At 65.6% G+C, this 25,104-nt stretch carries 20 protein-coding genes and 4 tRNA genes; 21 read left to right on the top strand and 3 right to left on the bottom strand.

The window, feature by feature from the left end:
- The first annotated feature begins 19 nt into the window (after positions 1 to 19).
- From CAL15_RS23865 to rpoC, 17 genes are all read left to right on the top strand, one after another.
- Positions 20 to 826, top strand: a complete 807-nt coding sequence (locus CAL15_RS23865) for a ParA family protein (protein ID WP_086080773.1) — start codon at positions 20 to 22, stop codon at positions 824 to 826.
- Between the two features lie 3 nt (positions 827 to 829).
- Positions 830 to 1,657, top strand: coding sequence for a GNAT family N-acetyltransferase (locus CAL15_RS23860; RefSeq protein ID WP_086080772.1), 828 nt, complete (start codon positions 830 to 832; stop codon positions 1,655 to 1,657).
- Between the two features lie 39 nt (positions 1,658 to 1,696).
- Positions 1,697 to 2,611: a ParB/RepB/Spo0J family partition protein gene (locus CAL15_RS23855; protein WP_086080771.1), complete on the top strand. Its 915-nt coding sequence runs from the start codon at positions 1,697 to 1,699 to the stop codon at positions 2,609 to 2,611.
- On the top strand, positions 2,604 to 3,611 hold the full coding sequence (locus CAL15_RS23850; RefSeq protein ID WP_086080770.1) for an asparaginase: 1,008 nt from the start codon (positions 2,604 to 2,606) through the stop codon (positions 3,609 to 3,611). The genes CAL15_RS23855 and CAL15_RS23850 overlap by 8 nt, the downstream gene beginning before the upstream one ends.
- A gap of 133 nt (positions 3,612 to 3,744) precedes the next feature.
- Positions 3,745 to 3,831: transfer RNA gene (locus CAL15_RS23845), tRNA-Tyr, on the top strand.
- 183 nt (positions 3,832 to 4,014) lie between these two features.
- Positions 4,015 to 4,088 (top strand) — tRNA-Gly (locus tag CAL15_RS23840).
- A gap of 10 nt (positions 4,089 to 4,098) precedes the next feature.
- A tRNA-Thr gene (locus tag CAL15_RS23835) sits at positions 4,099 to 4,173 on the top strand.
- Between the two features lie 63 nt (positions 4,174 to 4,236).
- Positions 4,237 to 5,427 (top strand): elongation factor Tu, encoded by a 1,191-nt coding sequence (gene tuf, locus CAL15_RS23830; RefSeq protein WP_086080756.1) that lies wholly within the window; start codon positions 4,237 to 4,239, stop codon positions 5,425 to 5,427.
- A gap of 136 nt (positions 5,428 to 5,563) precedes the next feature.
- A tRNA-Trp gene (locus CAL15_RS23825) sits at positions 5,564 to 5,639 on the top strand.
- Between the two features lie 72 nt (positions 5,640 to 5,711).
- Entirely contained in the window at positions 5,712 to 6,095 is a 384-nt protein-coding gene (secE, locus tag CAL15_RS23820; RefSeq protein WP_086080769.1) for a preprotein translocase subunit SecE, read from the top strand.
- A 13-nt stretch (positions 6,096 to 6,108) separates the two neighbouring features.
- A complete protein-coding gene (gene nusG / locus CAL15_RS23815) occupies positions 6,109 to 6,642 on the top strand; it encodes a transcription termination/antitermination protein NusG (protein WP_086080768.1) in 534 nt (177 codons plus the stop codon).
- A gap of 71 nt (positions 6,643 to 6,713) precedes the next feature.
- Positions 6,714 to 7,145, top strand: coding sequence for a 50S ribosomal protein L11 (gene rplK, locus CAL15_RS23810; RefSeq protein WP_086080767.1), 432 nt, complete (start codon positions 6,714 to 6,716; stop codon positions 7,143 to 7,145).
- A gap of 2 nt (positions 7,146 to 7,147) precedes the next feature.
- Entirely contained in the window at positions 7,148 to 7,855 is a 708-nt protein-coding gene (gene rplA / locus CAL15_RS23805; RefSeq protein WP_086080766.1) for a 50S ribosomal protein L1, read from the top strand.
- Between the two features lie 263 nt (positions 7,856 to 8,118).
- Positions 8,119 to 8,643, top strand: a complete 525-nt coding sequence (gene rplJ, locus CAL15_RS23800; RefSeq protein ID WP_086080765.1) for a 50S ribosomal protein L10 — start codon at positions 8,119 to 8,121, stop codon at positions 8,641 to 8,643.
- Between the two features lie 78 nt (positions 8,644 to 8,721).
- Positions 8,722 to 9,102: a 50S ribosomal protein L7/L12 gene (gene rplL / locus CAL15_RS23795; protein WP_086080764.1), complete on the top strand. Its 381-nt coding sequence runs from the start codon at positions 8,722 to 8,724 to the stop codon at positions 9,100 to 9,102.
- Positions 9,103 to 9,262: 160 nt separating this feature from the next.
- Complete coding sequence (rpoB, locus tag CAL15_RS23790; protein ID WP_086080763.1) at positions 9,263 to 13,375, top strand: DNA-directed RNA polymerase subunit beta; 4,113 nt, start codon at positions 9,263 to 9,265, stop codon at positions 13,373 to 13,375.
- The gene (gene rpoC, locus CAL15_RS23785) at positions 13,375 to 17,616 is read left to right on the top strand and encodes a DNA-directed RNA polymerase subunit beta' (protein WP_086080762.1); all 4,242 of its coding nucleotides are present in this window, start codon (positions 13,375 to 13,377) and stop codon (positions 17,614 to 17,616) included. The genes rpoB and rpoC overlap by 1 nt, the downstream gene beginning before the upstream one ends.
- 137 nt (positions 17,617 to 17,753) lie before the next feature.
- Here the strand turns inward: rpoC and CAL15_RS23780 are convergent, their stop codons facing one another.
- Positions 17,754 to 18,155 carry a TssQ family T6SS-associated lipoprotein gene (locus CAL15_RS23780; RefSeq protein WP_086080761.1) on the bottom strand — a complete coding sequence of 134 codons (402 nt, stop codon included), beginning with the start codon at positions 18,153 to 18,155 and terminating at the stop codon, positions 17,754 to 17,756.
- A 171-nt stretch (positions 18,156 to 18,326) separates the two neighbouring features.
- On the opposite strand from CAL15_RS23780, the gene CAL15_RS23775 reads away from it, so the two are divergent.
- Positions 18,327 to 19,598, top strand: a complete 1,272-nt coding sequence (locus CAL15_RS23775; RefSeq protein WP_086081268.1) for a hypothetical protein — start codon at positions 18,327 to 18,329, stop codon at positions 19,596 to 19,598.
- Between the two features lie 29 nt (positions 19,599 to 19,627).
- Here the strand turns inward: CAL15_RS23775 and CAL15_RS23770 are convergent, their stop codons facing one another.
- Positions 19,628 to 21,862: a CHASE2 domain-containing protein gene (locus CAL15_RS23770; protein WP_086081267.1), complete on the bottom strand. Its 2,235-nt coding sequence runs from the start codon at positions 21,860 to 21,862 to the stop codon at positions 19,628 to 19,630.
- Between the two features lie 79 nt (positions 21,863 to 21,941).
- Positions 21,942 to 22,658: a response regulator transcription factor gene (locus CAL15_RS23765; protein WP_086080760.1), complete on the bottom strand. Its 717-nt coding sequence runs from the start codon at positions 22,656 to 22,658 to the stop codon at positions 21,942 to 21,944.
- Positions 22,659 to 22,905: 247 nt separating this feature from the next.
- Between CAL15_RS23765 and CAL15_RS23760 the strand changes: the two genes are divergently transcribed.
- The 3 genes from CAL15_RS23760 (at position 22,906) to rpsG (ending at position 25,103) form a co-directional block, all read left to right on the top strand.
- The gene (locus tag CAL15_RS23760; protein ID WP_086080759.1) at positions 22,906 to 23,613 is read left to right on the top strand and encodes a response regulator transcription factor; all 708 of its coding nucleotides are present in this window, start codon (positions 22,906 to 22,908) and stop codon (positions 23,611 to 23,613) included.
- 470 nt (positions 23,614 to 24,083) lie between these two features.
- On the top strand, positions 24,084 to 24,461 hold the full coding sequence (gene rpsL, locus CAL15_RS23755) for a 30S ribosomal protein S12 (protein ID WP_005017264.1): 378 nt from the start codon (positions 24,084 to 24,086) through the stop codon (positions 24,459 to 24,461).
- Between the two features lie 171 nt (positions 24,462 to 24,632).
- Positions 24,633 to 25,103 (top strand): 30S ribosomal protein S7, encoded by a 471-nt coding sequence (gene rpsG, locus CAL15_RS23750; RefSeq protein WP_086080758.1) that lies wholly within the window; start codon positions 24,633 to 24,635, stop codon positions 25,101 to 25,103.
- Position 25,104 lies beyond the last annotated feature (1 nt).

The following is a 25,104-nucleotide window of genomic DNA, read 5'->3' as shown; positions in this document are numbered from 1 at the left end:
ATCTTCACGAAGGAACCCAATGACCACCAATTCGTCCAGCAAGTCCGCCCGCATTTTCTGCATCGCCAACCAGAAGGGCGGGGTAGGGAAGACCACCACCGCCATCAATCTGGCGGCGGGCCTGGCCACGCAGGGGCAACGCGTGCTGCTGGTGGACCTGGATCCGCAGGGCAATGCCACCATGGGCAGCGGCATTGACAAGAGCACATTGCGGGCGAACCTGTATCAGGTACTGATCGGCGAATCTTCCATCGAAGAGGCTCGCGTGCGGTCGGAGCCGGGCGGCTATGACGTGCTGCCCGCCAATCGCGAACTGGCCGGCGCCGAGATCGACCTGGTTGGCATGGACGAGCGCGAACGGCAGCTGAAAGCCGCTATTCTCAGCGTGGCCGGACAATATGACTTCGTGCTGATCGATTGCCCGCCCACGCTGTCGCTGCTGACGCTCAATGGCCTCGCGGCCGCGCACGGAGTCATCATTCCCATGCAGTGCGAGTACTTCGCACTGGAAGGGCTGTCCGACCTGGTCAACACCATCAAGCGGGTCCATCGCAACATCAACGGCGACCTGCGCGTCATCGGCTTGCTGCGCGTGATGTTCGATCCGCGCATGACCCTGCAGCAACAGGTTTCCGCGCAGCTCGAATCGCATTTCGGCGACAAGGTCTTCAAGACGGTGGTGCCGCGCAACGTGCGGCTGGCCGAGGCGCCCAGCTACGGCATGCCCGGCGTCATCTACGACCGCGCGTCGCGCGGCGCCCAGGCCTACATCTCCTTCGGCGCGGAGATGATCGAGCGCGTCAAGACCATGGACACCGCGAGCTGAACCATGCACAGCGCGCCCGTCACCGAGACACTGCACGCGCCGACGGCTTTCGCCGCGACGCATGCGCAGCGTGCCGACCTGATGCGCGTGGAAGAGGCCGCACTGAACGCCACGGTGGTGCGGCAGCAGATGCTGTACGACGGCTGGCTGGTGCGATGGGCGCCTTCGCGCGCCAAGCGCATGCGCAGCGTCAACGTTCTCGGGGCGTCCACGCGTCCGCTCGATGAGCGGCTGGCGCACTGCTCGGCGTTGTATGCGCGGCACGGTCTGCCGCTTCTGTTCCGGTTGACCTCGCTGTGCCCGGACCCCACGCTAGATCGCGCCATCGGCGAGCGCGGCTTCGTCGCATACGGCCACACTCGCGTCATGGCGCGGGACATCGTCGCTGACGAACTCGCCAACACGGTGTCCACGCTCGGAATGCGCCAGGTCGACAGCAGCGCGTTCGCAGCGGCCGTGGGCATGCTGCGTGGATCCGGTGAAGCCGAAGTGGCCGAGCATGCCGCGAGACTGGCGGCCATCGCTGTCGACATGCTGCCGATCGTGGCGCACGACGCCGACGGCACGTGCGTCGCCACCGCTCTGGCGGTTTTCGATGGCGACCTGATGGGCGTGTTCGACGTCGTGACGCTGGCAGCTCGCCGCGGCGTAGGCATCGCAACGCAATTGATGCATCACCTGATGGCGTGCGCGGCGCAGCGCGGCGCGCGCCAGGCATATCTGCAGGTAGAGCCGGAGAACATCGCTGCACGAAGCCTGTATGGCCGGCTGGGCTTCTCCGACCGCTACGAATACTGGTATCGATCCCTGCCCGGAAACACGGCCCCTTGAGGCCGCCGGCCAAGCGTTTCAAGAAAGAGGAACTTCATTATGGCGACCAAGAAACCCAAGGGGCTCGGCCGCGGTCTGGATGCATTGCTGGGCGCGGACGTGCCCGCCATCGAGACCATGGGCAAGGCTCCTGCACAACCCGACGGACCGCCGTCCGTGTTGCCGGTGGGACGCCTGCGCGCGGGCAAGTATCAGCCGCGCACGCGCATGGACGAGGGCGCGCTGGCGGAGCTGGCGGAGTCCGTACGGACGCAGGGCATCATGCAGCCGATCCTGGTGCGCGCGCTGCAAGGCGAAGCGCAGGGCGAGTACGAAATCATCGCCGGCGAACGGCGTTTCCGCGCGGCACAGTTGGCGGGCCTGAAAGAGGTGCCGGTGCTGGTGCGCGAGGTGGCCGACGAGAACGCGGCCGTGATGGCGCTGATCGAGAACATCCAGCGCGAAGACCTGAATCCTCTGGAAGAGGCGCATGGCGTGCGTCGGCTGCTCGACGAGTTCGGCTTGACGCATGAACAGGCCGCGCAGTCCATCGGCCGCTCGCGTTCCGCCACGAGCAACCTGCTGCGCCTGTTGAACCTTGCCTCTCCCGTGCAGACCATGCTGCTGGCGGGCGACGTCGACATGGGCCATGCACGCGCGCTGTTGGCCGTGGACGCCGCCACCCAGATCCAGCTGGCCAATCAGATCGTGGCCAAGCGCCTGTCGGTGCGCGAGGCCGAGAAGCTGGTCGCGCGTACACAGAAGGACGCCGAGACGTCGCCGCGCACGAAAGGCAACGGCGCCTCGCGCGATGTCACGCGATTGGAGGAGGCGCTCTCGGATCATCTGGGCACCCGCGTCTCGCTGAAGGTGGGCGCGCGCGAGAAGGGCCAGATCGTGATCGACTTCCACGGCTGGGAGCACCTGAACTCGCTGCTCGAACGCCAGGGCCTTTCCGGGGTGCTGGATGCCTGACGCCGCACTGCCGACCATCGCACTGCTGGCGACCGGCGGGACCATTGCCGGCGCGCAGACGGGTGAGCCGTCGGGCGCTTATCGCGCCGGCTCGCTTCCGGTGGAAGCCCTGCTGTCGGCGGTGCCTGGACTGCAGCGGCTGGCACGCCTGCAGCCCGAGCAGGTGGCCAGCGTGGGCAGCCAGAACATCGGCCTGGATACCTGGGCCACGCTGGTCGAGCGCGTGCAGGCCCTGTGCGCCGATCCGTCCATCGACGGCATCGTCATCACGCACGGCACCGATACGCTCGAAGAAACCGCGTATCTGCTCAGCCTGGTTCTGCCGTGGTCCAAGCCGGTCGTCCTGGTCGGCGCCATGCGGCCGGCCACTGCTTTGGGCGCCGACGGCCCCGCCAATCTGTACAACGCGGTGGCGCTGGCCGCGCATCCGCAGGCCTTCGGGCGCGGACCGCTGGTACTGATGAACGACGAGATCCACGAAGCGGCGCTGGTGCAGAAGATGGCCGCCAATGGCGTGGACGCTTTCGCGTCCCCCAACGGCGGTCGCGCCGGGACCGTGCATGCGGGCACGCCGCGCTTCGTGCGCCCTGCCGGGGCTGCGTTGCCGGCGCGCTTCGCGCTTCCTCCGCGTGGCGACGACGGCAGCCGCGACTGGCCCGTCGTGGACATCGTCCACGCTCATGCCGGCATGGACGGCGCCGTGGTCGACTTCATGGCCGCACGGGCGCGCGGCATCGTGCTGGCCGGGGTAGGGGACGGCAATGCCAGCGACGCTGTCCTGGATGCCCTGGAAAGGGCCGCCCTGCGGGGCGTGGCCGTCGTGCGCTCGACCCGCACCGGCTCGGGCTGGGTGGGCCGCAACGTCGAGGTGGACGACGACGCGCGCCACTTCATCGCGGCAGGCCCCCTGAGCCCGCAGAAGGCGCGCGTGTTGCTGATGCTGGCGCTGGCGGCCGGCGTGACGCAGGCGGAAGCGCAGGCCCTGTTCGAACAGGCCTGAAGGGGCCAGGAACCCGCGCGCAGAGGGCTGCGTCCCGCCGCCCTCAAGAAAATTTTCAGCGCGGATACCCCAAAACCCGCCAAGTTGATTTGACTTCCCTTTTCGAAGTGTTCATAATTTCAAGTTCTCCGCTGGAGGGGTGCCCGAGTGGTTAAAGGGGGCAGACTGTAAATCTGTTGGCCTTGCGCCTACGTTGGTTCGAATCCAACCTCCTCCACCAGAGTCTCTTGCCGTCAGTTGGATGGGCGCGGTATCGATCAGATTGCTGAACCCGATGCGAGCCCGTGCAACCCGAGGCCCAGGCAAAGAGTCCAGGCGAAGTCTGCCTGGATTTTGTTTGCGGGGCGCTTGAGCCGCAAGGTTCAACGGTCAGGGTAGTTGTACGCAGGTGAAAGGGTACGCCGCGGGTGTAGCTCAATGGTAGAGCAGAAGCCTTCCAAGCTTACGACGAGGGTTCGATTCCCTTCACCCGCTCCAGGTTTTACATGCCCATGTGGCTCAGTGGTAGAGCACTCCCTTGGTAAGGGAGAGGTCACGCGTTCGATCCGCGTCATGGGCACCACAGAATTCTCCCCGGTTCTTCTCTTCAAAGTCAGAAGCTTCAATCCCAGGTCAGGAGTCAGCCATGGCAAAAGGCAAGTTTGAACGTACCAAGCCGCACGTGAACGTGGGTACGATTGGTCACGTTGACCACGGCAAAACGACGTTGACGGCGGCGATCACGACGGTTCTGTCGACGAAGTTTGGCGGCGAAGCCAAGGGCTACGACCAGATCGACGCGGCGCCGGAAGAAAAGGCGCGCGGCATCACGATCAACACGGCGCACGTGGAATACGAGACGGAGAGCCGTCACTACGCGCACGTTGACTGCCCGGGCCACGCTGACTACGTGAAGAACATGATCACGGGCGCGGCGCAGATGGACGGCGCGATTCTGGTGGTGTCGGCCGCTGACGGCCCGATGCCGCAGACGCGCGAGCACATTCTGCTGAGCCGCCAGGTTGGCGTGCCGTACATCATCGTGTTCCTGAACAAGGCCGACATGGTGGACGACGCCGAGCTGCTCGAGCTGGTGGAAATGGAAGTTCGCGAACTGCTGTCGAAGTACGACTTTCCGGGCGACGACACGCCGATCGTGAAGGGTTCGGCCAAGCTGGCGCTGGAAGGCGACAAGGGCGAGCTGGGCGAGCAGGCGATCATGGCGCTGGCGCAAGCGCTGGACACGTACATCCCGACGCCGGAGCGCGCGGTCGACGGTGCGTTCCTGATGCCGGTGGAAGACGTGTTCTCGATCTCGGGTCGGGGCACGGTGGTGACGGGCCGTATCGAGCGCGGCATCGTGAAGGTGGGCGAAGAAATCGAAATCGTGGGCATCAAGCCGACGGTGAAGACGACGTGCACGGGCGTGGAAATGTTCCGCAAGCTGCTGGACCAAGGTCAGGCGGGCGATAACGTGGGCATTCTGCTGCGCGGCACCAAGCGTGAAGACGTCGAGCGCGGCCAAGTGCTGGCCAAGCCGGGTTCGATCACGCCGCACACGGAGTTCACCGCCGAGGTGTACATCCTGTCGAAGGAAGAGGGCGGCCGCCACACGCCGTTCTTCAACGGCTATCGTCCGCAGTTCTACTTCCGTACGACGGACGTGACGGGCACGATCGACCTGCCCAAGGACAAGGAAATGGTGCTGCCGGGCGACAACGTGACGATGACCGTCAAGCTGCTGGCCCCGATCGCCATGGAAGAAGGCCTGCGCTTCGCCATCCGTGAAGGCGGCCGCACCGTCGGCGCCGGCGTCGTCGCCAAGATCATCGCCTAAGCGCGAGCGGCGGCTTTGCCGCCATACGCATGGATAGGGAGGCCATCCGGCCCTCTATCCATGTTTGCTGTAAAAGTAGTATGATGTGCGGTTCCGCAGTCTGCCGAATCGGTAACCGTACAGCAAGCAAGTGTCTAGGGGTATAGCTCAATTGGCAGAGCGTCGGTCTCCAAAACCGAAGGTTGTAGGTTCGATTCCTACTGCCCCTGCCACCGATCGGCACCCTCCAGCCAACCCGCCGGAGCATGGCGCGGACACCGTCTCATACGGGCCCGCGTAGCAAAATGTCTACCAATACCAACGTAGAAACCGTAACCAGCACTGCCGACCGGGTAAAACTCGGCCTGGCCGTTCTCGTCGTCATTGCCGGCATCGTCGGTTTTTCCGTGCTGAGCGCGCAGCCCATGGTCGCGCGGGTGGGCGTATTCATCGGCAGCCTGGTTCTCGCTGCCGTCATTGCCTGGTTCAGCGAGCCCGGTCGCCGCACCATCGCCTTCGGCAGCGAGTCGTACAACGAGGTCAAGCGGGTTTCCTGGCCGACGCGCAAGGAAACCATCCAGATGACCGGCATCGTGTTCGCCTTCGTCGCGATCATGGGCCTGTTCATGTGGCTGCTGGACAAGGGCATCGAGTGGGTACTGTACGGGCTCGTGCTGGGTTGGAAATAACTAGGACGGCGCGATGAGCAAACGTTGGTATGTCGTCCATGTCTATTCCGGCATGGAAAAAAGTGTTCAGAAGGCCCTGAACGAACGCATCGAGCGCGCTGCCCTGCAGACCTCGTTCGGTCGCATCCTGGTGCCTTCCGAAGAAGTCGTCGAAATGAAGGGCGGCCAGAAGTCCATCAGCGAGCGTCGTATTTTCCCGGGCTACGTCCTGGTCGAGATGGACCTCACCGACGAGACCTGGCACCTGGTGAAGAACACCAACCGCGTCACCGGCTTCCTGGGTGGCTCGGGCAACCGTCCCACGCCGATTTCCGAAAAGGAAGTCGAGAAGATCCTCTCCCAGATGGAAGAGGGCGTCGAGAAACCCCGCCCCAAGGTGCTGTTCGAAGTGGGCGAGATGGTTCGCGTGAAGGAAGGTCCGTTTGCGGACTTCAACGGCAATGTCGAGGAAGTCAACTACGAAAAGAGCAAGGTCCGCGTGTCGGTGACGATTTTCGGTCGCGCCACGCCCGTCGAGCTCGATTTCTCCCAGGTCGAGAAGACCTGATCCGGTTTTTTTACACACACCCCGGGGAGCCTGGCGCATAGCCGGGCGTTCGAACCCGCAAGGAGCAAAGCATGGCGAAGAAGATCGTCGGCTTTATCAAGCTGCAAGTGCCGGCTGGTAAGGCAAATCCGTCCCCCCCGATTGGCCCGGCGCTGGGTCAGCGTGGCCTGAACATCATGGAATTCTGCAAGGCGTTCAACGCCAAGACCCAGGGCATGGAGCCCGGTCTGCCGATTCCGGTGGTGATCACCGCCTTCGCGGACAAGAGCTTCACCTTCATCATGAAGACCCCGCCCGCGACGGTCCTCATCAAGAAGGCTGCCGGCGTGCAAAAGGGTTCCTCCAAGCCGCACACCGACAAGGTTGGCACGCTGACGCGCGCCCAGGCCGAGGAAATCGCGAAGACCAAGCAACCCGATCTGACCGCGGCCGACCTGGACGCCGCCGTTCGCACGATCGCTGGCAGCGCCCGCAGCATGGGCATCAACGTCGAGGGGATCTGATCATGGCCAAACTCTCCAAGCGCGCCGCCGCGATCGCTCAGAAGATCGATCGCACCAAGCTGTACTCCGTGTCCGAAGCCCTGTCGCTGGTCAAGGAAACCGCCACCGCCAAGTTCGATGAGTCCATCGACGTGGCCGTGCAACTGGGCATCGATCCCAAGAAGTCCGACCAGCTGGTTCGCGGCTCCGTGGTGCTGCCCGCCGGTACCGGCAAGTCCGTCCGCGTGGCCGTGTTCGCCCAGGGCGACAAGGCCGAGCAGGCTCGTGCCGCCGGCGCCGACATCGTCGGCCTGGAAGACCTGGCCGAGCGCATCAAGGGCGGCCAGATCGACTTCGACGTGGTCGTGGCCTCGCCCGACACCATGCGCGTGGTCGGTACCCTGGGTCAGGTGCTGGGTCCCCGTGGCCTGATGCCGAACCCCAAGGTCGGCACCGTCACGCCCGATGTCGCCACCGCCGTGAAGAACGCCAAGGCCGGTCAGGTCCAGTACCGCACCGACAAGGCCGGCATCATTCACGCCACCATCGGCCGCGCCTCGTTCGGCGTGGAACAGCTGCAAACCAACCTGGCCGCTCTGGTCGACGCCCTGCAAAAGGCGCGTCCCGCTGCCGCCAAGGGCATTTACCTGCGCAAGCTGGCCGTGTCGTCCACGATGGGCGGCGGCGCTCGCGTCGAAATCGCCTCGCTGACGGCTACCGCGGCGGCTTAAGCCCCGCGAGTCGGCAGCAACGTACTGTACTTTGGGCCGTATCCGGGGGGAAACCTCCGGATGCAGCTGTCAAAGACCGCTGGAGCACCAAGCCCGGGCAGCATCAGGGCGCGGCGCTTAATCCCGAAGCTCGTCATGTTCGGATCCAGCGTAGACGGCGTCCCCAGGAAGATTTCTTTACCGTAAGAACTCGACCAGGCGCCGCATTCGGTTGACGTGCAAGGCAAATCGCCCCAAGCGTCTTTTGATGGAGTGTTCAAACCGTGAGTCTCAATCGCCAAGAGAAAGCGGTCGTGATCGAAGAAGTGTCGGCACAAGTGGCCAACGCACAATCGATCATCATCGCTGAGTACCGTGGTCTGGACGTCGCCTCTGTCACCGTACTGCGCAAAACTGCGCGTGAATCGGGCGTTTACCTGCGTGTTCTGAAGAACTCGCTGGCCCGTCGTGCTGTTGCCGGCACGGCTTTCGAGCCGTTGTCCGAGCAACTGACCGGTCCGCTGATCTATGGCATCAGCACCGACCCGGTCGCGGCGGCCAAGGTGATCGCTGGTTTCGCAAAGAGCAATGACAAGCTGGTCGTCAAGGGCGGTTCGCTGCCCAACAGCCTGCTGAACGCCGAAGGTGTGAAGGCCCTGGCCACCATGCCGTCGCGTGAAGAACTGCTCTCGAAGCTGCTGGGCACCATGCAAGCCCCGATCGCGCAATTCGTGCGTACGCTCAACGAAGTTCCGACCAAGTTCGCCCGTGGCCTCGCGGCCGTGCGCGACCAGAAGGCCGCCGCTTAAGGCGCCTGGTCCGGAAATCGCTGAACGACCAAGCGACAACCAAACCTGGCATTACCCAATTTTGGAGTTCTAAAGAAAATGGCACTTAACAAAGCTGAAATCCTTGACGCCATCGCTGGCATGACCGTGCTCGAACTGTCCGAGCTGATCAAGGAAATGGAAGAGAAGTTCGGCGTGTCGGCTGCTGCCGCCGCTGTGGCCGTGGCCGCTCCCGCCGCTGGCGGCGCTGCCGCTCCCGCTGAAGAGCAAACCGAGTTCACGGTCGTCCTGGCCGAAGCCGGTGCCAACAAGGTCAGCGTCATCAAGGCCGTTCGCGAACTGACGGGCCTGGGCCTGAAGGAAGCGAAGGATCTGGTCGACGGCGCTCCGAAGCCCGTCAAGGAAGGCGTGGCCAAGGCTGATGCCGAAGCCGCCAAGAAGAAGCTGGAAGAAGCTGGCGCCAAGGTCGAAGTCAAGTAAGACCTTGTCGTACCTGCCCGGGGACAGCGAAGTTTGCAGTCCCCGGGCTTTTGCGTTTCCAGGAAGCCCCTGCTGAGGTCAGGGTTTCAGAGGGGCTTCCTGGAGTCGTATCACCCCGGGCCGTGGTTGACGGCCCATGCAACCTCGAGTCGGAGTGCTCATGCCTTACTCGTACACCGAAAAAAAGCGCATCCGCAAAAGCTTCGCCAAGCGTGAGGACGTGCAAAGCGTTCCTTTCCTGCTTGCGACTCAGCTTCAATCCTACCTAACTTTCCTGCAATCCGAAACGCCCTCGGCCGAAAGAGCGGATGATGGCTTGCAGGCGGCGTTCTCGTCGATTTTTCCCATTGTCAGTCACAACGGGATGGCGCGCTTGGAGTTCGTCAGCTACGCGCTGGGCGAACCGGTGTTCGATGTCAAGGAATGTCAGCAACGCGGCCTGACCTATGCGTCGCCCCTGCGCGCCAAGGTCCGCCTGGTGCTGCTGGACCGTGAAGTCAGCAAGCCCACCATCAAGGAAGTGAAGGAACAGGAAGTCTACATGGGCGAGATTCCGCTCATGACGACCACCGGTTCGTTCGTCATCAACGGCACCGAGCGCGTCATCGTCTCGCAGCTGCACCGCTCGCCTGGCGTGTTCTTCGAGCACGACCGCGGCAAGACGCACAGCTCGGGCAAGCTGCTGTTCTCGGCCCGCGTGATTCCCTACCGCGGCTCGTGGCTGGACTTCGAATTCGATCCCAAGGACGTGCTGTTCTTCCGCGTCGACCGCCGCCGCAAGATGCCGGTGACGATCCTGCTGAAGGCCATCGGCATGAACCCCGATTCGATCCTGGCGCACTTCTTCGACTTCGACAACTTCGAACTGAAGAGCGAAGGCGGCATGATGGAATTCGTGCCCGAGCGCTGGAAGGGCGAGATGGCCCGCTTCGACATCACCGACCGCGATGGCAAGGTGATCGTCGAGAAGGACAAGCGCATCAACGCCAAGCACCTGCGCGACATGGCCAATGCCGGCATCCAGCGCGTCTCCGTGCCGGAAGACTTCCTGTACGGCCGCGTGCTGGCCAAGAATACGATCGACGCCGACACCGGCGAGATCATCGCGCACGCCAACGAGGAAATCACCGAAGGCGTGCTGGCCACGCTGCGCGCGGCGAACGTGCGCGAGATCCAGACGCTGTACACCAACGACCTGGATCGCGGTCCGTACATCTCGCAGACGCTGCGCACCGACGAAACCGTCGACCAGACCGCTGCCCGCGTGGCCATCTACCGCATGATGCGCCCCGGCGAACCGCCCACCGAGGAAGCCGTCGAGGCCCTGTTCCAGCGCCTGTTCTACAGCGAGGAAACCTACGACCTGTCGCGCGTGGGCCGCATGAAGGTCAACAGCCGTCTGGGCCGGGGCGACGACTCCAATGGTCCCATGACGCTGACCAACGAGGACATCCTCGAGACCATCAAGGTGCTGGTCGAGCTGCGCAACGGCCGTGGCCAGATCGACGACATCGACCACCTGGGCAATCGCCGCGTGCGCTGTGTCGGCGAACTGGCCGAGAACCAGTTCCGCGCCGGCCTGGTGCGCGTCGAGCGCGCCGTGAAGGAACGCCTGGGCCAGGCCGAAACCGAAAACCTGATGCCGCACGACCTGATCAACTCCAAGCCGATCTCGGCCGCCATCAAGGAGTTCTTCGGTTCGAGCCAGCTGTCGCAGTTCATGGACCAGACCAACCCGCTGTCGGAAATCACGCACAAGCGTCGTGTTTCCGCACTGGGCCCGGGCGGCCTGACGCGCGAACGCGCCGGCTTCGAGGTGCGCGACGTGCACCCGACGCACTACGGCCGCGTGTGCCCGATCGAGACGCCCGAAGGTCCGAACATCGGCCTGATCAACTCCATGGCGCTGTACGCTCGCCTGAACGAGTACGGCTTCCTGGAAACGCCCTATCGCAAGATCATCGACGGCAAGGTCAGCGACCAGATCGACTACCTGTCGGCCATCGAGGAAAGCCACTACGTCATCGCGCAGGCCAACGCCGCGCTCGACGCCGAAGGCCGTTTCACCGACGACCTGGTGGCCTGCCGCGAAGCGGGCGAAACCATGCTGACCTCGCCGGCCAACGTGCACTACATGGACGTGGCGCCGTCGCAGATCGTGTCGGTCGCGGCCTCGCTCATCCCGTTCCTCGAGCACGATGACGCGAACCGCGCACTGATGGGCGCCAACATGCAGCGCCAGGCCGTGCCCTGCCTGCGTCCCGAGAAGCCGCTGGTCGGCACCGGCATCGAGCGCACCGTCGCGGTCGACTCCGGCACCACCGTGCAGGCCCTGCGCGGCGGCGTGGTCGACCACGTCGACGCCGAGCGCGTGGTGATCCGCGTCAACGACGACGAGAACGTCGCCGGCGAAGTGGGCGTGGACATCTACAACCTCATCAAGTACACCCGTTCCAACCAGAACACGAACATCAACCAGCGTCCCATCGTCCGCCGCGGCGACGTGGTGGCCAAGGGCGACGTGCTGGCCGACGGCGCGTCCACCGATCTGGGCGAGCTCGCGCTGGGCCAGAACATGCTGATCGCGTTCATGCCCTGGAACGGCTACAACTTCGAGGACTCGATCCTGATCTCCGAGAAGGTCGTGGCCGATGACCGCTACACCTCGATCCACATCGAGGAACTGACGGTCGTCGCGCGCGACACCAAGCTCGGACCCGAGGAAATCACGCGCGACATCAGCAACCTCGCCGAAACCCAGCTCAACCGTCTGGACGAGTCGGGCATCGTGTACATCGGCGCGGAAGTCGGCGCCGACGACGTGCTGGTGGGCAAGGTCACGCCCAAGGGCGAGACCCAGCTGACCCCCGAAGAGAAGCTGCTGCGCGCCATCTTCGGCGAGAAGGCTTCCGACGTGAAGGACACCTCGCTGCGCGTGCCCTCGGGCATGGTCGGCACCGTCATCGACGTGCAGGTGTTCACCCGCGAAGGCATCGTGCGCGACAAGCGCGCCCAGTCCATCATCGACGACGAACTGCGCCGCTATCGCCAGGACCTCAACGACCAGCTGCGCATCGTCGAGAACGACCAGTTCGACCGTATCGAGAAGATGCTGGTCGGCAAGACGGTCAACGGCGGCCCGCGCAAGCTGGCCAAGGGCGCCGCCATCACCAAGCCGTACCTGGCCGACCTGGATCGCTGGCAGTGGTTCGACATCCGCCTGGCCGATGAACAGCACGCCGTCGTGCTGGAGCAGGCCAAGGAATCGCTCGAGCAGAAGCGCCACCAGTTCGACCTGGCCTTCGAAGAGAAGCGCAAGAAGCTCACGCAGGGCGACGAACTGCCGCCGGGCGTGCTGAAGATGATCAAGGTCTACCTGGCCGTCAAGCGCCGCCTGCAGCCTGGCGACAAGATGGCCGGCCGCCACGGCAACAAGGGCGTGGTGTCGCGCATCACGCCGGTGGAAGACATGCCGCACATGGCCGACGGCACTCCCGCCGACATCGTGCTGAACCCGCTGGGCGTGCCCTCGCGGATGAACGTCGGCCAGGTGCTGGAAGTGCACCTGGGCTGGGCGGCCAAGGGCGTGGGCTACCGCATCGCCGACATGCTGCGCGACGAGCGCACGGCGCAGGTGAAGAACATCCGCGCCTACCTCGAAAAGGTCTACAACACGACCGGCATGGGCGCGCGCATCGACGAGCTGAGCGATGAGGAAGTCATCGAGATGGCGCAGAACCTGAAGAACGGCGTGCCCTTCGCGACGCCGGTCTTCGACGGCGCCACCGAAGAAGAAATCACGCAGATGCTCGAGCTGGCCTATCCCGACGAAGTGGCCAAGCGCATGCAGCTGACGCCCTCGCGCACGCAGGCATGGCTGTTCGACGGCCGCACCGGCGAGCAGTTCGAGCGTCCGGTCACCATCGGGTACATGCACTACCTGAAGCTGCACCACCTGGTCGACGACAAGATGCACGCGCGTTCGACCGGCCCGTACTCGCTGGTCACCCAGCAGCCGCTGGGCGGCAAGGCGCAGTTCGGCGGCCAGCGTTTCGGGGAAATGGAAGTGTGGGCCCTGGAAGCCTATGGCGCGTCGTACACGCTGCAGGAAATGCTGACGGTGAAGTCCGACGACATCACCGGCCGTACCAAGGTTTACGAAAACATCGTCAAGGGCGATCACGTCATCGATGCCGGCATGCCGGAATCGTTCAACGTGCTGGTCAAGGAAATCCGCTCGCTGGCCCTGGACATGGATTTGGAGCGTAACTGATGAAAGCGCTACTCGACCTCTTCAAGCAAGTCTCTCAAGACGAGCAGTTCGATGCCATCAAGATCGGCATCGCCTCGCCTGAGAAGATCCGTTCGTGGTCTTTCGGCGAAGTCCGCAAGCCCGAGACGATCAACTACCGTACCTTCAAGCCCGAGCGCGACGGCCTGTTCTGCGCCAAGATCTTCGGGCCCATCAAGGACTACGAGTGCCTGTGCGGCAAGTACAAGCGCCTGAAGCACCGCGGCGTCATCTGCGAGAAGTGCGGCGTGGAAGTCACCGTGGCCAAGGTGCGCCGCGAGCGCATGGGCCACATCGAGCTGGCCAGCCCCGTTGCGCACATCTGGTTCCTGAAGAGCCTGCCGTCGCGCCTGGGCATGGTGCTCGACATGACACTGCGCGACATCGAGCGCGTGCTGTACTTCGAAGCCTGGTGCGTGATCGAGCCCGGCATGACGCCGCTCAAGCGCGGCCAGATCATGTCCGATGACGACTTCCTGGCCAAGACCGAAGAGTACGGCGACGACTTCCGTGCCCTGATGGGCGCCGAAGCCGTGCGCGAACTGCTGCGCACCATCGACATCGACCGCGAAGTCGAGACGCTGCGCGCCGAGCTCAAGGCCACCAGTTCCGAAGCCAAGATCAAGAAGATCTCCAAGCGCCTGAAGGTGCTCGAGGGCTTCCAGAAGTCTGGCATCAAGGCCGAGTGGATGGTCATGGAAGTGCTGCCCGTGCTGCCGCCGGACCTGCGTCCGCTGGTGCCGCTGGACGGCGGCCGCTTCGCGACCTCCGACCTGAACGACCTGTACCGCCGCGTCATCAACCGCAACAACCGTCTCAAGCGCCTGCTCGAGCTCAAGGCTCCTGAAATCATCCTGCGCAACGAAAAGCGCATGCTGCAGGAAGCCGTGGACTCGCTGCTGGACAACGGCCGTCGCGGCAAGGCCATGACGGGCGCCAACAAGCGCCAGCTGAAGTCGCTGGCCGACATGATCAAGGGCAAGAGCGGCCGCTTCCGTCAGAACCTGCTGGGCAAGCGCGTCGACTACTCGGGCCGTTCGGTCATCGTGGTGGGTCCGCAGCTCAAGCTGCACCAGTGCGGCCTGCCCAAGCTGATGGCGCTGGAACTGTTCAAGCCTTTCATCTTCAATCGTCTCGAGATGATGGGCCTGGCCACGACCATCAAGGCCGCCAAGAAGCTCGTGGAAAGTCAGGAACCGGTGGTGTGGGACATCCTCGAAGAGGTGATCCGCGAACACCCGGTCATGCTGAACCGCGCGCCGACGCTGCACCGTCTGGGCATCCAGGCGTTCGAGCCCGTGCTGATCGAAGGCAAGGCCATCCAGCTGCACCCGCTGGTCTGCGCGGCGTTCAACGCCGACTTCGACGGCGACCAGATGGCCGTGCACGTGCCGCTGTCGCTCGAAGCCCAGCTCGAAGCCCGCACGCTGATGCTGGCCTCGAACAACGTGCTGTTCCCGGCCAACGGCGAACCGTCGATCGTGCCGTCGCAGGACATCGTGCTGGGCCTGTACTACACGACGCGCGAGCGCATCAACGGCAAGGGCGAGGGCATCTTCTTCGCCGACGTGGCCGAAGTGCAGCGCGCCTATGACAACGGTGAAGTCGAGCTGCAAAGCCGCATCACCGTGCGCCTGACCGAGTTCGAGCGCGACGACCAGAACGAGTGGCAGCCGGTGATCCGCCGCCACGAGACCACGGTCGGCCGTGCGCTGCTGTCCGAGATCCTGCCCAAGGGCCTGCCCTTCACGGTGCTGAACAAGGCGCTGAAGAAGAAGGAAATCTCGCGCCTGATCAACCAGTCGTTCCGCCGCTGCGGCCTGCGCGACACCGTGATCTTCGCCGACAAGCTGATGCAGTCGGGCTTCCGCCTGGCCACGCGCGGCGGCATCTCGATCGCGATGGGCGACATGCTGATCCCCTCGGCCAAGGAAACCATCCTGGCCGAAGCGAGCCGCGAAGTGAAGGAAATCGACAAGCAGTACTCGTCGGGTCTGGTCACGTCGCAAGAGCGCTACAACAACGTGGTCGACATCTGGGGCAAGGCCGGCGACAAGGTCGGCAAGGCGATGATGGAGCAGCTGGCGACCGAGCCCGTGGTGAACCGCCACGGCGAGGAAGTGCGCCAGGAATCGTTCAACTCGATCTACATGATGGCCGACTCGGGCGCGCGCGGTTCGGCCGCGCAGATCCGCCAGCTGGCCGGCATGCGCGGCCTGATGGCCAAGCCCGACGGCTCGATCATCGAGACGCCGATCACCGCGAACTTCCGCGAAGGCCTGAACGTTCTGCAGTACTTCATCTCGACCCACGGCGCCCGTAAGGGCCTGGCGGATACGGCGCTGAAGACCGCGAACTCGGGCTACCTGACGCGCCGTCTGGTCGACGTGACGCAAGACCTGGTCATCACCGAGGACGACTGCGGCACCTCGCAGGGCTACTCGATGAAGGCGCTGGTCGAGGGCGGCGAAGTCATCGAACCGCTGCGCGACCGCATCCTGGGCCGCGTCGCCGCGATCGACATCGTCAACCCGGACACGCAGGAAACCGCCATCGTGGCCGGCACCCTGCTGGACGAAGACCTGGTCGACTCCATCGACCGCCTGGGCATCGACGAAGTGAAGGTCCGCACGCCGCTGACCTGCGAAACGCGTCATGGCCTGTGCTCGCACTGCTACGGCCGCGACCTGGGCCGCGGCGTGCACGTCAACGTCGGCGAAGCGGTTGGCGTCATCGCCGCCCAGTCGATCGGCGAACCGGGCACGCAGCTGACGATGCGTACGTTCCACATCGGCGGCGCCGCGTCGCGTTCGGCCCTGGCCAGCGCGGTGGAAACGAAGTCCAGCGGTACCGTGGGCTTCGCCAGCACGATGCGCTACGTCACCAACGCCAAGGGCGAACGCGTGGCCATCTCGCGGTCGGGTGAAATCCTGATCAGCGACGACAACGGCCGCGAGCGCGAACGCCACAAGATCCCGTACGGCGCGACCGTGCTGGTGGGCGATGGCGAGGCCGTGAAGGCCGGCGCGCGCCTGGCCACCTGGGACCCGCTGACCCGTCCCATCGTGTCGGAATACGCCGGTGCGGTGCGCTTCGAGAACATCGAAGAGGGCGTCACCGTGGCCAAGCAGGTCGACGAGGTCACCGGCCTGTCGACCCTGGTGGTCATCACGCCCAAGACGCGCGGCGGCAAGACCGCCATGCGTCCGCAGATCAAGCTGGTCAACGAAGTCGGCGAAGACGTCAAGATCGCCGGCACCGATCACTCGGTGAACATCTCGTTCCCGGTGGGCGCGCTGATCACGGTTCGCGACGGCCAGCAGGTGGCGGTGGGCGAGGTCCTGGCGCGTATCCCGCAGGAATCGCAGAAGACCCGCGACATCACGGGCGGTCTGCCGCGCGTGGCCGAGCTGTTCGAAGCCCGTTCGCCCAAGGACGCCGGCATGCTGGCCGAAGTCACCGGCACGGTCTCGTTCGGCAAGGACACCAAGGGCAAGCAGCGCCTGGTCATCACCGACCTGGAAGGCGTGAGCCACGAGTTCCTGATTCCGAAGGAAAAGCAGGTGCTGGTGCACGACGGCCAGGTGGTGAACAAGGGCGAAATGATCGTCGACGGCCCGGCCGATCCGCACGACATCCTGCGCCTGCAGGGCATCGAGAAGCTGGCGACCTACATCGTCGACGAAGTGCAGGACGTCTACCGTCTGCAGGGCGTGAAGATCAACGACAAGCACATCGAAGTGATCGTGCGCCAGATGCTGCGGCGCGTGAACATCGTCGATCCGGGCGACACGTCGTTCATCCCCGGCGAGCAGGTCGAGCGTTCGGAACTGCTCAACGAGAACGATCGCGTCACCGCCGAGGACAAGCGCCCGGCGATCTACGAGAACGTGCTGCTGGGCATCACCAAGGCCTCGCTGTCGACCGACTCGTTCATCTCGGCCGCCTCGTTCCAGGAAACCACTCGCGTCCTGACCGAAGCCGCCATCATGGGCAAGCGCGACGACCTGCGTGGCCTGAAGGAAAACGTCATCGTCGGCCGCCTGATCCCGGCCGGTACCGGCCTGGCCTACCACCTTGCCCGCAAGGACAAGGAAGTGGTGGAAGCCGCCGAACGCGAGGCCGCCCGCCAGCTGGCCAACCCGTTCGAGGAAGCGCCGGTCACCGTGGGTTCCGAGCCCGAGGCGCCGTCGTCCGACGCCACTCCGGGCGACGCCGAGTAAACCTTCCGGCGGGCCCGTCCCGCCCGTTTACGGCCCTTTTCGGGCCGTACGCAAAAAGGCCGCCGATGCATGCATCGGCGGCCTTTTCACTTTCTGGTCCGGCACGCGCGCAAGCCGCGGCGTACCGCGGGACGGCTTCAGGGATTCGCGGCCGCCTTGCGTTGGGCGTTGCGAAACACCGGACCCCAGGTGGGATGGCCCGCCTCGTTGGGCGCGAGCGTGTAGGCGGGATCGATGCGCAGGATGCGCACGAAGGCGTCCTCGCACAACTGGGCGTAGTTGCTGACGCAGTAGCTGAAGGCCTGCAGCTTGTAGGCCTCGATGCGCACGGCGCGCGATGACGCCGCCAGTTCATCCGAGGTGGCAACGCGCCGGATGACCTCGCCGTAGCTGCCCTCGGCGTATTGCGCGCGGACTTTCTGCAGGGCCTCGAGCGCGGCGGGCGTGGGCGGCGATTCAGGCGGGACGGACGTGGTCGGGCCGGCGCAGCCCGCCAGGCCCACCACAACCAGATACAACAGCAATATACGTATCTTCATGTTTTCGGTGTTGCTTGCGCGAGTGGAAGGGTGGGACGAGGTTGGTATATCCTTGCCGGCTCGTGGTGCATCCAGTCGGCTCGGATGCCCGCATGGATAATATCCGTTATGCCTGCCCGCGGCGCGCCGTACAGCGGCCGGCGCGGTCCCTGTCGCCAGATATCCACCTCCATGTCCGCTTCTGGTTACTCCACGCAGCGTAATCCTTTCGCGGGTGCCGCACCGCTGGCCTATCGTCCGCTCAGCGCCATCGCGGCCACCACGGCCGGCGGGGTGCCGCAGGCGCGCATCAAGCGCGTGCTGGCCGAACTAGTGTCGCCGCTGCAGGCGCTGCACGACCAGGGGCTGATCCGTGCCGACATCAGCGTGCATTCGGTCGGGCTGGACGAGACCGGCCGCGCGCACCTGATGAATCTCGGTGGCCCTCCTTATGGAGGAGAGCCGCTCGCCGGCATGCCGGAGCCCGGCTATGCGCCGCCGGAGCTGTACCACACCGGCCCGCAGTGGCCGCGCGGACCCTGGACCGACATCTATGCGCTGAGCGCCGTGGCGCACTCGCTGGTCACCGGCATGCGGCCGCCGCCGGCCTCCGAACGCGTCGGTGAAGATGCCTACCGGCCGCTGGCCGACCGCGATCTGTCCAAGTACGACCCGGCCTTCCTGCGCGGACTCGACGTCGGCTTGTCAGTGGATCCGCGCAATCGCCCGCAGACGCTCGAAGAATTCACCCAGCAGCTCGAGATCCCCGTCGCGATGGTGGCCGCGGCAGCCGAACCCTTGCCGCCTCCGCCGCCGCCCGTCCAGCCGCCCATGGTGCATTCCGAACCGGCCCGCCCGGGGCTGCGCACCCTGCTGCTGGCCCTGTTGCTGATCGCGGTGGGCGCGGGGGTGGGCGCCTACTGGTGGAACCGCCTGGCCGCGCCGCCCAGCAGCAGCGTCATCACGCGGTCCGAGGTGGCGCCGCCGGGCAGTCCGCAGGCGGGCGAAGGATCCCGCGCGGCACGCAATGGCTCGGTCGCTCCGGTGGGCTCGGAGCCGGACTACGACGAAGACCCGGCCGAACCGCCAGAACCGCCGGGCCTGGCTACCTTGTCGGCTCGCGCACTGGCCGTCGAGACCGCGCCCGCAGCCGCCGAGGCCGCGCCCACCGAGCCCGCGCCGGCGGGGACGCAGCCCGACGCCGCCGAGGAAAAACCCGAGGCCGAGACGCCGCCGCCCATCACCTCGCCCGTCCCGTGGGTGCGCGTGCGCGTCAATGTGCAGCCGTGGGGCGAGGTATGGATCAACGGCGTGCGCCGCGGCGTCAGTCCGCCGCTGAAGGAAATCCGCCTGCCGCCGGGCCAGTACAGCGTGGTGGTGCGCAACGCCAACCTGCCGCCGTACCGCGGCACCCTGACGGTGCGCGAAGGGCGCCCGACCGTGCTGTCGCACAGCTTCGACTGAACGCGGCCGACCGACGTGGCGAATCGGCGTCAGTCGCCGGTCTCGTCGTCTTCCGCCAGATCCGCGGGCAGACCGAGGGTGAAGGTCGATCCCCTGCCGGGCCGGCTGTCCACCCGGACGGCGCCGCCGTGGCGCGAGGCCACCGTGTGCACGAACGCCAGGCCCAGGCCCGCGCCGCTGTCCGCTCGGGCCGTGGGGCCCACGCGTGAAAACGCCTGGAAGAGATGCGGCAGGTCGGCGGCCGCGATGCCCACGCCGTCGTCGACGATGGACACGGACCAGCTGCCGGCTTCCTCCTCCAGCGTTGCGCGCACGTGGCCGCCCGCCGCCGTGTACTTGATCGCGTTGTCCAACAGGTTGGTCAGCGCCCGCCGCAGCAGCGCATGGTCGCCGCGCACGAAGGCCTGGGGCAATTCCCGGGGAGCCTCCAGCGTGATGCCGCGCGCCTGGGCCAGCGCCCATACGTCGTCCATGGCATCTAGCAGCAGCGCCGTCAGGTCTACCCGGGCCTGGCCGATGTGCAGCGACTCGGCGCGGGTCAGCTGCACGAAATCGTCCACCAGCCGCAGGGTGCGGTTCGCCAGCTGGCCGATGCGCGTCCAGGCCTCGTGCTGGGCGCCGGCGTCCTGCTGCCGACCGCGATTCAGATCGACCAGCGCCAGGATGGAATTCTGCGGCGCCCGCATGTCGTGCGACACGAAGCGCAGGGTCTCCTCGCGCTTGCGCTCGGCCTGGCGGATGGCGGTGATGTCGTTCAGCGTCACCACGCTGCCGGCGTAGGTGCCTTCGTCGGTGCGGATGGGCGCGCACTTCACGATGAAGTTGCGGCCGGTGTAGTCCAGCACTTCCAGGTCCAGGCTCCACGGCGCCTCGCGCTCGTCGGGCCGCAGTTCGTGCAGCGCGCGGTTGATGTCGGCGCGGGCGTCCGCGTCGGCGACGATCTTCTCCATCAGCCACGCGGCCGGCTGGCCGTTGCGCGGCGCGCGCACGCCCAGGCCCCGGAAGTAGTCCAACGCCGCGCGGTTGCAGAACTGCAATCGTCCGCCGGCGTCGAATACCAGCGTGACGTCGGGAATGCCGTCCAGGCTGTCGGCGAGAAAGCGGCGCAGGTTGCGCACGCGCGTCAGCGCCTGGCGCAGCTGATCGAGGCGGTCTTCCACCGACCAGTTGGTACCCAGCGCCGGCGAGCGGGCCTCGCCCAGGATGGGGGGATACTCGCGTCGCAGCCGCTTCAGTTCATGATCCATGTAGCGCAGCACGGTCTCCTGGCCGCGCCAGCTCCATAGCGGATAGCTCAGGGCCAGCCCCAGCAATGCCGCGGACGGCGCGAACCACAGCTGCACGTAGCGCAGCGCGAGGAATGCGCCGGCCAGTACGGCGACGAACATCACGCCCGTGAGCAGCAGTGCGCCGCGCGGCGGCAGGTAGCGCAAGGCCAGGCACAGCAGCAGCACCGGCAGCGCACAGGCCAGCGCGTTCAGCCAGTTGGGCGCCGGGCGGATCACGATGTCGTCGCGCGCGGCCTGGATCATGTTGCCCAGTATCTCCACCCCCGACATGCCGCGCGCGGGCAGCGCGCCCGGGGTGCGGTATGCCTCCCCGACTTCGCTGCCGTTGCCCACCAGCGCGTACCTGTCCTGTATCCAGTCGGCCGGCACGCGGCCCTGCAGCAACTGCAGATAAGAGACGGTGCGCAGATGGCCGGGCGGCCCCGCGTACGGTATGCCGCCGACGCCCGACGCATCCAGGCGCGACACCAGCCGCCGCGCCCGGTCGCCTTCGCCTCCCGCCTCGAGCATGGCCAGCGCCATGTGCGGCCACACACCATCGCGCAAGGCGGCGCGCCAGGTCGCATGGCGCACGACGCCATCGGCATCCGGTACGACGTTGGCGAACCCCAGCGCCGCCGCGGCTTCGCCCAACCGCGCGACCGGCGGCTGGACCGAGGTGGGCCGGGGCAGGGGACTCAGCATCGCGGGCAGGACCACCCGGCCGTGCTGACGGATCGCCCGCGCCAGGACCGCATCGCTGTCCGGCGCGGCGCCGTCGGGGGCGCTGAAGTCGAAATCCAGTGCCACGGCGCGGGCACCGCCCAGCCGCTCGAGCAGTGCGGCATGGACGGCGGGGTTCAAGGGGCCGCGGCCCAGCGATTCGATCGTGGGCGCGTCGATCGTGACCAGCAGGATGTCCTGGGAAGCGGGCCTTTCGGCCGCCACGACGGCGCGGTCGTAGAAGGCCTGGTCGAAGCGCCCCATGCCGTTCATCGAGCCCAGCAGGGCCGCGATGAGCGTCAACAACCCTACGAGAAGGATGGCCGAATAGGAACCGGTCCGGCGCACGGGCTTATGCGCCGTGAGCGGTGCCCGCTTCTTCCGGAGGGACCAGGTCGAGGCGGTACCCCAATGCGTATGAGGAAGTCAGGCGTACGCCGTGCTGCGGCCTGAGCTGCAGCTTCTGGCGGATGTTGGACAAGTGCGTATCCAGCGTGCGCGAGGTGGCGGGGATCTCGCGATTCCAGACGCTTTCGGCGAGCAGGTCGCGCGACAGCAGGCGCCCCACGTTGCGAAAGAACAGCAGCGCCAGCTCGAATTCCTTGGGCGCCAGCGGCGCCTTATGGCCCTGCAGCAGGATGCTGCGCTCGCCGGGCTCGATGCGGTAAGCCGCCACGGTGAAGGGGGCGTGCGCGGAAGGCGCGGGCTGGGCTCGTCTGAGCAGCGCGGCGACCCGCGCCAGCAGTTCGGCCTGGCGCAGCGGCTTGGCGATATAGTCATCGGCGCCGGCCTGCAGGCCGCGCACCAGGTCTTCCTCTTGATTGCGGCTGGTGACGAAGATCACGGGCACCGCGTAGCCGAAATTGGCGCGCAGCTGGCGCAGCACTTCGTCGCCGTCCATGTCGGGCAACTGCCAGTCCAGCAGGACGAGGTCGTATTCGTTGGCGCGCATGGCAGCCAGCAGATCGACGCTGAGCTGGAAACTGTCGCACTCGTACCCGGCGCCCGTGAGGGTCTGCCGGATGTGGCGGGCCTGGTCGAGATCGTCCTCTAGCGACGCGATCTTCATCGGTTCTTGGCTTTCGTTGTGGACGAAGGAGGCGCGGGCCCGAAAAGAGGGTCCGACCGTTTGTCCGGACGATGATACCGCAGGCTCCCCGTTACAAAGCGGCGCATCCGATACAACTGTCAATCATTGCAAAATTGACGGATCTTGACTGGATGTATCACGCAATGACCCGCCACACTGTATCACTTGCGTTGTATCGGACCCGCGTTGCCCCTCCGTGGCATCGAGCGGGCACAGCGAGATCAAAATGAAGCACCTCACCATTCTGATCATGTCGCCCGACGGCGACTATCGGCAGCGCTCGCTTGCCGCCCTGGGCCGTGCCGGCGTCGTCGCGCGAGGCTGCGCCACGCCGCTCGAGCTGTTCGGCCTGCTGGACGAGACGGACTGCCACATCGTGGCGCTGGACCTGAGCGAACTCGGCGAGCTGGGCTACGCCGTGATCGCCCGCCTGCGCAGCGCCGCGGACCTGGGCGTCATCGTCGTGGGGCCCCAGTTGAACCTGGAAGCTCGCCTGCGCTGCCTGCAGAGCGGCGCGGACGCCTGTCTGCCCGATCCGGTGGACGAACGCGAGCTTGCCTGCCTGGCGATCGCCCTGGCGCGCCGGCTGCTGCCCGCGGTCAGCGACGTGGTCGGTCCGGGGGTGCCCACCGATACCGGACGCTGGGAACTGCGCGACCAGGACTGGACGCTCGCCGCGCCGTCCGGCGTGCAACTGTCGCTGTCGGCCAATGAACGCCTGATCGTCCGCGCCCTGCTGGACCTGTCCGGGCGTTCCATCGGCCGCACCGAACTGGCTGCGCAACTGGCCAGCGACGGCGACGCCGGGCGCACCACGGGCGCGCGCAGCATCGACGTCATCATCAGCCGCCTGCGCCGCAAGGCCGAACTGGCCGGCGTGGCCCTGCCGATCCGAACGGTGTACGGCAGCGGATACCTGTTCGCCAATCCCTGATCGTCCGGGCATCTCGTCCGCGTATTTCATCCGCGTATCTCATTCGCACATCTCCCAAGGCGTGCGCCCGTCGCGTTGCTGCATAGCAACTTTGACAATCCGGCGCTTTTGGGCTAACCTCTCGGGCTCGCTACTTCATCTGCGCGAAAAGGCTATGGCGCGGGCCCTCCGCGATACCCGGCCTGCGACGAGACTTTCCAGTCTCTCGCGCACCACACCTGCCCCGAAGAACTCCCCGGCCGCACAACCGGGACGGGAATCGACGGCAGGCGCGCAGATGATAGTCATGCTTGTTGTGCAAGATAGTTCATGCAAAACCCGCAAGGCCCGCTCTTTTACGTATGCGACGTTCGAGGCGGTTTTATGCGCGTAGCGTGAACTGCCTCCGCCAGGCGCCACGGCATCCGGCGTCGGGGGGTCGCCAGTACTCAAAGTACTTCCAGTGGTACGTAAAAGGGATTTCAAAGGTCATGCCTACCATCAGCCAGCTCGTGCGCAAGCCGCGCGAAGTCAGCATCATCAAGAGCAAGAGCCCCGCGCTCGAAAACTGCCCGCAGCGCCGTGGCGTCTGCACGCGCGTCTACACCACCACTCCCAAGAAGCCGAACTCGGCTCTGCGCAAGGTCGCCAAGGTGCGCCTGACCAACGGGTACGAAGTCATTTCGTACATCGGCGGTGAAGGCCACAACCTGCAGGAACACTCGGTGGTGCTGGTGCGCGGCGGCCGTGTGAAGGACCTGCCGGGTGTGCGTTATCACATCGTGCGCGGCTCCCTCGACCTGCAAGGCGTCAAGGACCGTAAGCAGGCCCGTTCGAAGTACGGCGCCAAGCGTCCGAAGAAGGCCTGATAGCCGTAGCAGGCAAGCAGTACCCCAGGCAGCGGTTCGCCGTTGTCCGAAGCAAGTGCAGACGTACCGGCCCGATGCCGGGCGGTGCGGAATGTAAGGGGTCGTCCAAATGGGCGGCCATGGCCGTGTAATGAAACACGGTTCAACTGAACAGACACAAGGAAGCAAGAAATGCCCCGTCGTCGCGAAGTCCCCAAGCGCGAGATCCTGCCCGATCCCAAGTTCGGCAGCGTCGAACTCGCCAAGTTCATGAACGTCGTCATGTTGGACGGCAAGAAGGCCGTCGCCGAGCGCATCGTCTACGGTGCCCTCGACCAGATCCAGAGCAAGACTGGCAAAGAGCCACTGGAAGTCTTCTCTCTGGCAATCAACAACATCAAGCCCATCGTCGAGGTCAAGAGCCGTCGCGTGGGCGGGGCAAACTACCAGGTGCCGGTCGAAGTGCGCCCCGTGCGCCGCCTGGCCCTGGCCATGCGCTGGCTGCGCGAAGCCGCGAAGAAGCGCGGCGAGAAGTCGATGGATCTGCGTCTGGCCGGTGAACTGATCGACGCATCCGAAGGGCGTGGCGCCGCGATGAAGAAGCGCGAAGACACGCACAAGATGGCAGAGGCCAACAAGGCCTTCAGCCATTTCCGCTGGTAAT

The sequence above is a fragment of the Bordetella genomosp. 13 genome, assembly GCF_002119665.1.
Taxonomy (GTDB): Bacteria; Pseudomonadota; Gammaproteobacteria; order Burkholderiales; family Burkholderiaceae_B; genus Bordetella.
The sequence above is the reverse complement of the archived record's forward strand: the minus strand, read 5'-3'. Positions and strand labels throughout refer to the sequence as shown.